The organism is Burkholderia sp. HAN2018 (genome assembly GCF_024704855.1).
In the GTDB taxonomy this organism is placed as follows: domain Bacteria; phylum Pseudomonadota; class Gammaproteobacteria; order Burkholderiales; family Burkholderiaceae; genus Burkholderia; species Burkholderia cepacia.
Window position 1 is genome coordinate 16,523 of record NZ_QOBB01000089.1, and the last position, 10,546, is coordinate 27,068.

Genomic DNA, 10,546 nt, shown 5'->3' on the forward strand with positions numbered 1-10,546 from the left:
GGCCGGCAGCCGGCGCGCGGCCGGTCGCCGGTCGCCGGTCATTTCATCGGGCAACCACCGTCGTCTGCAGGAACGTCGGCGCGATCCGCCAGTCCGGCACGTAATGCGCCGGCCACGCGCCCGGCGTATCGACCGCGTTGAAATACACGACCGCCTTCAGCAGCGGATAGCGCCACAGCGACCGCTGGAGTTCGTCGAGTGCCTCGCGCTTGCGCGAACCGGACCCGTCGACGCCGAGCTCCGTGATCATCACCGGCAGCCCGTAATCGGTCACTCGCTCGTATTTGGTCCGCAGGATGCTCGCGGCGGACGCATGGCCGCCGGCCGGCCAGATCGCGCAGCGCGGGCAGTCGAACACGGACAGGCCGACGGCGTCCACATAACCGCGGCCCGGAAAATAGTCGTCGAGGTTCCGGTTGCCGGCCGGCGACCACACGTAGCGGAGCTGGTCGGTCATCGCGCGGCACGTGGTCACGACGCGCCGGTACGCCTCCACGTAGGCCGGCGCATCGCCGATGGCCCACGGATAGCGCCCGGTGTCGGCCTCCATCTCGTGGCCCCAGCGCACGAACACGGGGCCCTTCAACGCGGCGAGCGCCGAGCAGGTGGCCGCGATCCGCGCGTCGTAGCGCCCGAGCGCGATATCCGCGAGCAGCGCGCCTGGGCGCGTGTCGCCCGCCGCCCAGGGCTCGACGGTCAGCATCAGCGAGCGGTTCCGTGCCTGCGCGTTCCGGTAGGCTGCGTCGATTTCCGCGCGGATGTCGGGCGCGTCCCATGACACGAACACATGGTCGAACGCGAGATTCCGGTCGGCCGCGAGCGTGTTGTCGGGATCGTATGCGCCGAGTTCGGGCTGCTTCACCGGTTCGCCCGGCGCGGGCGCGACCACGGCCGGCAGGCCCGAGCGCCACATCATCGCCTGCCAGCCTTTCGGCGCGCGCAGCCCGATGCCCGCGAGCAGCATCGCGAGCGCGAACACGAACAGCGCGTTGCGCACGGGCAGGCGGCTGAAGAACATCTGCCGGAACGCCGACCATTCGAGCCCTTGCTCCCTGCCGTGATTCACCGCGACGACGGCCGCGATCACGAGATACAGGACGCTCGTCAGCGTCGAGAACAGATAGAAGCCCGCGGCATTGCGCGGGTTCTCGACCGTGACGACGGGCAGGCTGCAGAACAGCGAGATCAGCAGGTACGGCGCGACCACGCGCAGCGGCGCGTCCTGTTCGATCGTGCCGCCCTTCGGCGTGACCTTGAACGGAAATTCCTTGCCGCGCACGAAGTCGAACACCGCCGACGCGCAGCCGAGCACGACCCACGGCCAGCGCGCGAACACGAACGACAGCCCTTCCCACGACAGCAGCTTCGTATTCAGCGGGCGGCACGACTGGGTCGAATGCGTGGCCCACGTCACGACGCACAGGAGCAGCACGGCCAGCGGCAGCGCGTAGGTGAGGTACGTGAGGTAGTCGACGTGCGCCCACACGCGGCCGGTGAGCAGCGCGACGACCGGAATCACGACGCCGCCGGCCATCGCGAGCGCGCACAGCGGGTACCACAGCTGGCAGAACAGGAACTGCGCCTTCAGCTTCAGCGGCAGCCCCATGAAGTAATGGCGCGTGTAGCGCAGCATGATGATCATCACGCTCTTGGACCACTGGAACTCCTGCGTGGCGAGGTCGCCGAACGTGCGCGGCCCTTCGCCGTTCGCGATCGCGTTCAGCGCGTGCATGCCGCGCCAGCCCTTCGAATTGAAGATCATCGTGGTCGAGTGATCCTCGGCGAGCTCGGGCCCGAGCCCGCCGATCTCGCGCAGCGCACGGCAGCGCACCGCATAGTGCGAGCCGATGCACAGCGGCGCGAGGCCGCCCGCATAACCGGCCTGCATCGTGCCGTGCAGCGGCCCCTCGACGTTCACGCGCCCGCGCGCGCTCCAGCTCCCGGCCGCGTTGCTGTCGCAGATGCTCGGTGCCGACACGTAGCCGACTTTCGGATCGACGAACGGCCGCAGCATCTCCTCGAGATAGGTGCGGGTCGGCACGTGGTCGGCGTCGAGCTGCGACACGAAATCGTAGTTGTCGTAGCCGACCATGTCGTAGAAGTACGCGAGATTACCTTCCTTGCATTTGGTGCGGCGCGGCCAGCTCGCGCGGTGGTACGCGGCGATGCCGCGCCGCGTCGACACGAATACGCCGTGCTCGCGGCACCAGTCGAGCGTCTCGGGCGACGGGTCTTCATCGGCGAGCCACGTATCGTGCGGGTAGGTCTGGTCGAGCATCGCGAGCAGCGTCGTGCGGACGATGTCGAACGGCTCCGACGGCGCCTTGGTGACGACCATCGCGACGCGCCAGTCGCGCGGCACCGGCAGCGCGGGGTTCGGCACGACCGCCGAGCGGATGATGAAAATGAAGTAGCCGGGAATGAAGGTGGTCCAGAACAGCACGAAGCAGTTGACGCCGAAGCGGAACGCGTCGACATAGTGCTCGTCGCGCAGCCACCAGCGCCAGAAGATGCCCAGCGCGACGAACCAGCACAGCGCGAGGATGTGGAAGACGATCCTGGTCCCGCTGTCCATCAACGGGACGACGAGCGGGACGTCTGCCTGCTGCGAGTCGGTGCGAACGGCTTCGGTGTCGGGTTCGGCGGTATCGGCGGTATCCGGCACGGAGCCGCCCGCAAGCGACGCAACCAGCTTCTTCATGGTGCTCTCCCGTCAAGGTCAGATCATCAGTCTTGAAGCAGGCCGCGTTGCGGCCGGGTGTCCTCGCTGGCGTGCTGTTGTTCCGGTGCCGGGGCCGCCGGCGTGCGTTCGCCGCACGAGCGGCCCACGCGTTCGTAGCGGCGAAAGCCGCTGTCGACGGCCAGCCGTTCGCTGAACAGGTTGCGCATGTCGAGCATCACGGGGTCGGCCATGTGATCCGCGAGGTCGGCGAGATCGAGTGCCTCGAACGCCTTCCATTCGGTCATCACGACGACGGCGTCCGCGCTGCGCACCGCGTCGATCGCGGAGCCCTCCATGAATACCTGCGGCAGCAGCCGCGACGCTTCGTGCGGACGTGCCGGGTCGTATGCGCGGATATGCGCGCCCGCGCCGACGAGCAGCTGGATCACGTCGATGCTCGGGCTTTCGCGCACGTCGTCGGTCTGGCCTTTGAACGTGAGGCCGAGCACCGCGATGCGCTTGTCCTTGATCGAGCCGCCGCAGGCCTTCTCGATGCGGCGCAGGATCTGCTCCTTGCGCAGCGCGTTCGATTCGATTGCCGCGCTGACGATGCGCAGCGGTACCGCGTGTTCGGACGCCGTCGCCTTCAGCGCGCGCGTGTCCTTCGGAAAGCACGAGCCGCCCCAGCCGGGGCCGGCTTTCAGGAACGATGCGCCGATGCGGCGGTCGAGGCCCATTCCGTTCGCGACCAGTTCGACATCGGCGCCGACCGCTTCGCACAGGTCCGAGATCTCGTTGATGTAGCTGATCTTCACCGCGAGGAACGCATTCGCCGCGTATTTCACGAGTTCGGCCGTTTCGATCTCGGTCGCGAGCACGAGGTGGCCCGTCGCTTCGAGCGGCGCATAGATCGCCTTCATGATCTCGATCGCGCGCGGATGCTCGGCGCCGAACACGACGCGGTCCGGATGCATGAAATCGTCGATCGCCGAGCCTTCGCGCAGGAATTCCGGATTCGATGCGATCGCCGCGTCGACGCCTGCCGGCGCGTGGCGTTCGACGATCTGCTTGACGACCCGGTTGGTGCCGACCGGCACTGTCGACTTCGTGACGACGACCGCGAAACCGGTCAGGTTCGACGCGATTTCGCGCGCGGCTGCCTCGACGTACTGCAGGTCTGCCTGGTCGGTGCCCGGCAGCGTCGGCGTGCCGACCGCGATGAATACCGCGTCGCGATCGCGCACGCTCGCCGCGAGGTCGCTGCTGAAGCGCAGCGTGCCGCGTTCGACGTTGCGTGCGACGAGTGCGTCGAGGCCCGGTTCGTAGATCGGGATGAGGCCTTCGTTCAGCGCGTCGATCTTGCCGCGATTGTTGTCGATGCAGACGACGTCATGCCCGAGATCCGCAAAGCACGCGCCGCTCACCAGCCCGACGTAACCGGTGCCAACGATGGCGATCCGCACATTCATGGTGATTCCCCTGGGTGGCGTTCAAGGAAACTTGCTCACTTGCCGGATTCGACTTGCAGTGCTTTCTGAAACCAGGCCGCGGCGTGTTCGACCATCGGTTCGATCGCGGTGAAACGCGGCCGCCAGCCGAGCACGAGCGCGGCTTTCGTGGCGTCGGCGTACAGCTCGGGCGGGTCGCCCGGGCGGCGCGCGGCCGTCACCGTCGGCACGCGGCGGCCCGTCACGGCTTCGACGGCGCGCAGTGCGTCGAGCACCGACGTCCCTTTGCCGGTGCCGAGATTCAATGCGACGCTGTGGCCGCCGCCGCACAGATAGGCGGTCGCCTGCAGGTGCGCGTCGGCGAGGTCGCTCACGTGCACGTAGTCGCGAATCGCCGAGCCGTCGGGCGTCGGGTAGTCGGTGCCCATCACCTGGAACGCGTCGCCCGTGCCGAGTGCCGCGCGGATCGCGAGCGGCAGCGCGTGCGTTTCCGGTTCGTGGCATTCGCCGATCATGCCGTCAGGGTCCGCGCCTGCCGCGTTGAAGTAGCGCAGCGCGACCCACCTGGTTCCGTACGCGCGCTCGAAATCGGCGGCCATCCGTTCCATCGCGTACTTGGTGAAGCCGTACGGATTGATCGGCCGCTGCGGCGTGCGTTCCGAGATCGGCAGCGCATCCGGAATGCCGTACGTCGCGCATGACGACGACATCACGATCCGTCCGACGCCGGCCGCACGCATCGCGCTCAGCAGCATGCAGGTGCCCGTGACGTTGACCGTGTAATAGCGCTCGGGCGCGAGCACCGATTCGCCGACGTAGGCGAGCGCGGCGAAATGGATCACGACGTCGGGCCGATGCGCGGCGAACGCCTTCGACAGCGCGTCGCGATCGAGAATGTCGGCCGCGACGAGCGGCCCCCACCGAACGGCGTCGCGATGGCCGGTCGACAGATTGTCGTAGGCGACCGGTTCGTGTCCCGCGGCCGCGAGCGCCTTGCAGGTATGGCTGCCGATATAGCCCGCTCCGCCTGTCACGAGCACCTTCATGCCGTGGCCCCGGTCATGCGCAGCACCGGCTCGAGCCACAGTTCCCGGCTGAAATAGTCGACGGTCCGGCGCAGCCCTTCGTCGAGATCGATGGCCGGCCGCCAGCCGAGCTCGGCCGACGCGATCGAGATGTCGGGCCTGCGCTGGTGCGGATCGTCGATCGGCAGCGGCCGGAACAGGATCTCCGATTTCGAGCCCGTCATCGCGAGCACTTTCTCCGCGAGTTCGAGCATCGTGAATTCGCCGGGGTTGCCGATGTTGACCGGCGTGCCGATGTTGCGCTCGGCACTCATCAGGCAGAAGAAGCCGTCGACGAGATCGGTCGCGAAGCAGAACGAGCGTGTCTGCATGCCGTCGCCGTAGATCTCGAGCGGCGCGCCGTTGAGCGCGCCGACGATGAAGTTCGACACGACGCGGCCGTCGCGCGGCGACATCCGCGGGCCGTAGGTGTTGAAGATGCGCGCGACGCGCACGTCGATGCCGTGCATGCGGTAGTAGTCGTAGCACAGCGCCTCGGCCGCGCGCTTGCCTTCGTCGTAGCACGCGCGCGGGCCGATCGTGTTCACGTTGCCGCGATAGGTTTCCGTCTGCGGATGCACGGCCGGGTCGCCGTAAATCTCGCTGGTCGACGCCTGGAACACGCGCGCGCCCGTCTTGCGCGCGAGCGCGAGGCAGTGGTGCATGCCGAGCACGTTCGTCATCATCGTATGGACGGGATCGATCTGGTAGGTGGGCGGCGATGCCGCGCACGCGAGATTCCAGATCTCGTCCACCTGCAGTTGCGGCAGGCCGAGCGAGACGTCGCCCTTCACGAACTCGAAGCGGCCGGACGCCTTCAGGTCGGCGACGTTGAGCTTGCGCCCCGTCAGCAGGCTGTCGATGCACGTGACGGATGCGCCTTCCATGACCAGGCGCTCGCATACATAGCTGCCGAGAAAGCCGGCGCCGCCCGTGACGAGGACACGCTGCCCGGCGCGCGTCTCGAGCGTGACCCTGTCATTCATGGCTTTCACCTTCGTCGTTCAGCTCGGGGAACCACACGTCGATCAGTTCGACGGCGGCGCGCACGCGTTCCATCCCGCTGCACGGGTGTCGCTTCGGCAAGCGCCGGTTCGCATGTGCGGATGTCGACGAAGCGCCGCGACAGGCGCTCCGGTTTCGCTGACTACCCCGTTGATGCTTGAACGACGCAAGCGTCGATCGATCGGTGGTGATCTTCATCGCCTTTTCCCCGATACGCTGATTGACGAGCAGGCCGCCGTTCGTGATCTTGTGCCACGGCGTGCCGCTCGGTGAGAGTCGGATATCAGGCAATCGGCATGCCATGAACGATGTCGACACGATGCGCACGGGCGCGGCGGCGAGATTGCAGCGTGATATGCGCGCTTCTGTTTCATGCGTGAATCGTGGGGCCAGAAAAGCAGGCAGGCCGATTTCCGGATCGATGCGATTCGATACGACGAAACACGCGATAAATCAGGCTTTTGCGGGATTCGATTCGTCAAGAAGGTGTTGGGCGGGAATGTTTCATCAATGAGAAATGAGCGGATAAAGGACTAAAACGTTTCTCGAACGTGAAGCCCATCTGGAGATCTGGTGAATGAAAGGCTAGGGAATGAAAGTGAAAAAATGTTGTGTGGCGTCCGGGCGAGGCCGCGTGTTTTCATTTGTTTTAATTATTACGCCGGTGCGAAAGTTTTAATTTTTACGGTTATTTCGACGCTTGAGTAGAGCGTGATCCTGTCGGTATTTTCACGAATGAATCAAATTCGTTTCGGTCATCCGGAGAAACGCGTGCCGACGACATGCAGGAGGCTGATGTACCGGGCTCTCCGGGCATTGTGCCGGGCGAATCGATTCTCGTTTGTGATGGCACGGCAGGGGCCGTACGCACGTCGACCGGCGGTTCGCAAGCGGAAATGCCGGCTCCGCCGGCCCTGCGCGGCCATGCGCTTCTCAAGTTTGAAACACTCGTTCATCTGACCATCCGGCGCACGCCTGCGAGCCGGATTCATCCGTCAAATCCGGCAGTTGCGTCGCGGCGCCCGACAAGCGCCGGGGGTGTCGACCCGCCATTACGATACATTCCTGAAACAAAAAATGTCGTTCCTGGCGATGCAGGCAGCCGTGGCGGCCGTTTGCCGTGTGCAATCTCCGGTGGAATAACGAGTGGCACGCTGCTTGCGGTACTGGACGCACCGGCGGGCGGTCGACACGAAGCAACGAACAGGTGGGGCGGCCAACTCGTCAATAAGCAGTCGGGGAAACGGCGATGAAGACCATAAGCTGTAGGTTGATCGGCGCGTACTTTGCGCATCAGTGGGGTAGTCGGAAAGGCCGGGGTGACGCTCGCGACGCTGTGCCAGCATCGCGGGTTGCGCTGTCCCGGTTTCTTGCCCGCCGCGCGCTTCGCGTGCTGGCGCGGTTGTCGCGCCGCACGGCAGTCGGGCGACAGCGATACTCACTTTCATTCGGTTCATCGGGATGGATCAGGCTGTTCGTGCCGGACAGCGTGATGCCGATTCGTCTTCGGCCGTGCAGGGCCGCTTCGATCGCGCCTGGCCCATGCCGGCGCCGGCCGGATTAGATCGAACGACCGTCGGCCGGATTATCCGGAAGACCTTTCGTCGACAGCTCAGGGAGACGACATGCCACCTGGCTGCAATGCAGGCCCGTTGTCGCCTGAATAAAAGGTGTATTTTTCAACGTCGCTGCATTTGCGGTGGTTAATGTATTCGCGAATTTTCGATTCCGGAATGGAGAGCCGCGTGCCGGCACGCCGACCGGCGGGGTATCGAATATCGCGGGCCGGAAATGTGTCTGCATCTTTCCGGCTTGTCAGGCCGATTGTGTTTTTTTAATAAATCCAATGTTCATAAAAATAATAGAAAACACCTACCAAAAAAATTTGGATAACCAAAAAACACGAGACTAAGCTTCGTCTGGCCAAATTCGCAAAAAACAGAAATTGAAAAGGCAGCATGATTTCTTAATTTGATAGTGATCCTTAATTTCGAGGATTGCTCAAGTCAGGAAGGTTGATGGCGTGCGATCTTCCTGACTCACTCCGTCCACGCCGTTTTGGAGTCGACCATGAAGAAGCTTCTGATTGCAGCAGCAGTTCTGGCGGTTTCGGGTGCAGCGTTCGCAGGTAGCGGCACGGTGTCGAGCAGCAGCTCGTCGAGCGGCGGTTCGACGATGGCAGGCGTTGCCGGCTTCGGCCATTTCACCGCGACCGATTCCGGCTCTGCACTCGGTGCAGCCGGCGCACTTGCCGGTGGCCCGGGCAGCGGTTCGGTCTCGTACACGAACCACACGCAATCGTCGTCGGTTAGCGGTTTCGGCTTCGGTGGCGCACAGGCAGGTGGCACCAGCGGCGCGAATGCCGGCTCGATCGGCTGGACGGTTCACCACTATTAAGCCGCGACGCGTAGCGTTCGTCATTGGCTGGCGGTACGGATGCCGGGTTCCGCTCGATGGGGGTAGACCCGGCTCCGCCACCGCCGAACTTACTCACAGCAAGGAATTGCTATGAAAGCCAAAGTCATTTTCGCGACAGCGCTCACCGTCATATCGTCGGCTGCATTGGCAGCGGGTTCCTCCACGACCAACCAGACACAGTCCGTTGCGGCGGGTGTTTCCGGTTCGGTTCTGGTCGGCTCTGGCAGCTATACCAGCAATTCGACTTCGACGGCGGGCGCGAACGCGGGCAGTACGGTGACACCCGCTGGTTCCGCCGGCACGGCATCCGCCTTCCACAACACGACCTCGACGGCCAGCGGTTCGGGCACGAACGGGGGCGCGTTCGCGGCAGGCGGCGGTATCGGTGCCGCAGGCTCGTACGGTGGAAACAGCAAAACGAACGAGAACGCGAATGCGCTGTCGGGAGGGGTGAGTGCCACGATCGTGCTGGGCGCCAATCACTACACGGCCAGCAGCGCGAACGACCAGGGCAATGCCAACGCGGGTGCCGCTGGTCTGACCGGCAGTGCTGGGTCAGGCGCGATCACGGGTTCGAATCACTACAACTCGTCGACCGTGTGGAGTACCGGTTCGGCCGGCTCGCCGTCCGCATCGGGCGGAAGCAACGCCAGTTCAAGTGCGACCGGAAGCAGTCATTAGTCAGGTGTGGGGGGGACCAGTTTCCCAGCGACGCTGGTCTCTTTTGCCCACATTGTTGTCACGTAAGGAGTTGGCATGAAGCAGAAACTGATTGCCGCCGCTCTGATGCTCGCGTCTCTGACGGCGTATGGCGCTGACCGTATTGCCAACGACGTGCAATCGAATTTGCAGACGTCAAACAACCCTGACCAGACAACCAAACCGTCAGAACAACAAACGCTTTCTTCGGGCAGTGCCATCGGCGGACCAGACGCCCAGCAGTGGCAGGGCATGTCGGCCGGCTCGTGGTCCCAGCTGGGCAACGGCTGGAAGCAGTTCGGGGAAGCAGGCAAAGCTGAAGGGAATCAGGGGAATTAGTACGGTTGCCTGGGTGGGAGGTAAAACCTCGTCCGGAGAGTGAAATGAACAGCAACAGGATCAAGGTGGCATGCGCTGCGATGTTCGCGATGACCACGATCGGCGCCCAAGCGCAAACCGCCGATTCGACTTCGAGCGCGCAGTCGTCGACGTCGTCGACGGCAGTCAGCCAGGGCGGCGGCTCGAGCATGAACACGAACACCACGAGCTCGCGCGGCGGTAACGCCACCAGCTCCAGCGGGGTTCGCAGCAGCGGCAATTCGAGCGTGAACGTGAACGTGACGATGCCGTCCAGCACGAGCGGCGGCACGAACGTGACGCCGCAGTCGCTGCAGTCGTCCGGCGCGCCCGGCACCAACCCGTACAACACCCAGTCGTCGGAAAACGTCAACTACTCCGGCACGCAGACGATCAAGACGAACCCCGCGATCCAGGCGCCGGGCCTCACGACCACGCTGTCCGATACCTGCATGGGATCGGTGAGCGTCGGCGTGTCGTTCCCGGGGTTCGGCGCGACGGGCGGCACGACGCTGGTCGACCAGGCCTGCGTGCGGCGTCTCGATGCGCGTGAATTCCGTGCGATGGGCCTGACCGACGTGGCGCTCGCGCTGCTCTGCCAGAGCGACGCGAACCGGCGTGCGGTGGAAGCGACCGGGCATCTGTGCCCGGGCACGACGACGCCGCTCGCACGTTCGAACGTGGCGCCGAGCGTGGAAGCGACGGTCGCCGACGACGTGAAGTATCGCGATCCGATCGTGCGTGACCGCATGGGCTTGCCGCCGCTGGGCGCAGCCGCGCCGGCACCGGCGCAGGTCCGCCCGGTGGCGACGACCTCGGTGCAGGCGGCGCCCGTGTCGGTGCCGGTACCCGTGCCCGTGCCGTCGATCGCGCCGGTTGCCGCCGCGCCGGCC

At 65.0% G+C, this 10,546-nt stretch carries 8 protein-coding genes and 1 pseudogene; 4 read left to right on the plus strand and 5 right to left on the minus strand.

What is annotated here, in order from left to right; all coding sequences use genetic code 11:
* Positions 1-43: 43 nt before the first annotated feature.
* Genes DPV74_RS21845 through DPV74_RS21865 form a run of 5 tightly spaced genes read right to left on the minus strand, consistent with a single transcriptional unit; the run spans position 44 to position 6,506 of the window.
* Entirely contained in the window at positions 44-2,701 is a 2,658-nt protein-coding gene (locus tag DPV74_RS21845; RefSeq protein ID WP_119337949.1) for a glycosyltransferase, read from the minus strand.
* A 26-nt stretch (positions 2,702-2,727) separates the two neighbouring features.
* Entirely contained in the window at positions 2,728-4,131 is a 1,404-nt protein-coding gene (locus DPV74_RS21850; protein ID WP_119337950.1) for a UDP-glucose/GDP-mannose dehydrogenase family protein, read from the minus strand.
* A 35-nt stretch (positions 4,132-4,166) separates the two neighbouring features.
* Positions 4,167-5,156 carry a UDP-glucose 4-epimerase GalE gene (galE, locus tag DPV74_RS21855; protein WP_059698651.1) on the minus strand — a complete coding sequence of 330 codons (990 nt, stop codon included), beginning with the start codon at positions 5,154-5,156 and terminating at the stop codon, positions 4,167-4,169.
* Positions 5,153-6,160 carry a UDP-glucuronic acid decarboxylase family protein gene (locus DPV74_RS21860; protein WP_119337951.1) on the minus strand — a complete coding sequence of 336 codons (1,008 nt, stop codon included), beginning with the start codon at positions 6,158-6,160 and terminating at the stop codon, positions 5,153-5,155. Before DPV74_RS21860 ends, galE begins: the two co-directional genes overlap by 4 nt.
* A complete protein-coding gene (locus DPV74_RS21865) occupies positions 6,153-6,506 on the minus strand; it encodes a hypothetical protein (RefSeq protein WP_027789516.1) in 354 nt (117 codons plus the stop codon). The genes DPV74_RS21860 and DPV74_RS21865 overlap by 8 nt, the downstream gene beginning before the upstream one ends.
* Before the next feature lie 1,743 nt (positions 6,507-8,249).
* On the opposite strand from DPV74_RS21865, the gene DPV74_RS21870 reads away from it, so the two are divergent.
* From DPV74_RS21870 to DPV74_RS21885, 4 genes and pseudogenes are all read left to right on the plus strand, one after another.
* On the plus strand, positions 8,250-8,576 hold the full coding sequence (locus DPV74_RS21870; RefSeq protein ID WP_027789515.1) for a hypothetical protein: 327 nt from the start codon (positions 8,250-8,252) through the stop codon (positions 8,574-8,576).
* A 111-nt stretch (positions 8,577-8,687) separates the two neighbouring features.
* The gene (locus DPV74_RS21875) at positions 8,688-9,278 is read left to right on the plus strand and encodes a hypothetical protein (RefSeq protein ID WP_034195965.1); all 591 of its coding nucleotides are present in this window, start codon (positions 8,688-8,690) and stop codon (positions 9,276-9,278) included.
* A gap of 75 nt (positions 9,279-9,353) precedes the next feature.
* Positions 9,354-9,635: a hypothetical protein gene (locus DPV74_RS21880; protein ID WP_011354481.1), complete on the plus strand. Its 282-nt coding sequence runs from the start codon at positions 9,354-9,356 to the stop codon at positions 9,633-9,635.
* Positions 9,636-9,679: 44 nt separating this feature from the next.
* Positions 9,680-10,546: pseudogene (locus DPV74_RS21885) on the plus strand (chemotaxis protein CheA); the annotation flags it as partial.

Bases quoted from the DNA above. Each gene is read 5' to 3' on its own strand.
- DPV74_RS21880 (WP_011354481.1), top strand. From the start codon at position 9,354: ATGAAGCAGAAACTGATTGCCGCCGCTCTGATGCTCGCGTCTCTGACG.
- DPV74_RS21860 (WP_119337951.1), bottom strand. From the start codon at position 6,160: ATGAATGACAGGGTCACGCTCGAGACGCGCGCCGGGCAGCGTGTCCTC.
- galE (WP_059698651.1), bottom strand. From the start codon at position 5,156: ATGAAGGTGCTCGTGACAGGCGGAGCGGGCTATATCGGCAGCCATACC.
- DPV74_RS21845 (WP_119337949.1), bottom strand. From the start codon at position 2,701: ATGAAGAAGCTGGTTGCGTCGCTTGCGGGCGGCTCCGTGCCGGATACC.
- DPV74_RS21850 (WP_119337950.1), bottom strand. From the start codon at position 4,131: ATGAATGTGCGGATCGCCATCGTTGGCACCGGTTACGTCGGGCTGGTG.
- DPV74_RS21875 (WP_034195965.1), top strand. From the start codon at position 8,688: ATGAAAGCCAAAGTCATTTTCGCGACAGCGCTCACCGTCATATCGTCG.
- DPV74_RS21870 (WP_027789515.1), top strand. From the start codon at position 8,250: ATGAAGAAGCTTCTGATTGCAGCAGCAGTTCTGGCGGTTTCGGGTGCA.